The 529-nt window shown below is 48.6% G+C and carries 1 protein-coding gene; it reads left to right on the plus strand.

Features of this window, described 5'->3' with window-relative positions; genetic code table 11:
- On the plus strand, positions 1 to 529 hold a 529-nt coding region (locus tag R7Q48_RS30715), incomplete at both ends, for a nucleoside recognition domain-containing protein (RefSeq protein WP_318134198.1).

Here is a 529-nt window from a genome sequence, read left to right on the forward strand (position 1 = left end):
TGCAACAACGTCGCTTCGTGGTACTGGTGGTAGCGGTGCACGTGACGGTTTCATTTTTGCACTTACTTTGATTCCTACCGTTATGTTCGCACTGGGTATGATCAATGTACTTGAGCACTATGGCGCACTAGAAGCGGCACGCAAACTGTTAACGCCGCTTCTTCGTCCAATTATGGGGATTCCGGGTAACTCTGGTTTGGCTCTTATCGCTTCGCTGCAAAGTACCGACGCGGGCGCGGCGATGACTCGTCAGCTTAAAGATGAAGGCCATCTCACCAAACGCGAAACCGATGTGTTCACTATGTTCCAGTTCACCGCTGGTGCCACCATTGTTAACTTTTTCTCCTCAGGGGCGGTGCTGTTTACGCTGACGATGGCGGATGGCTCGCTTGCCGTAACGTCTTCTATTGGTTTGGCGGTTGTGGTGATGTTCTTGTTTAAAATTGTGGGTGCGAACTTATTCCGTATCTATCTAAACATCACAGAAGGTAAAGAAGACAAGCAAGAGAAAAGCAAATCTGAGAACTTA

Source organism: Vibrio sp. 378, assembly GCF_033339435.1.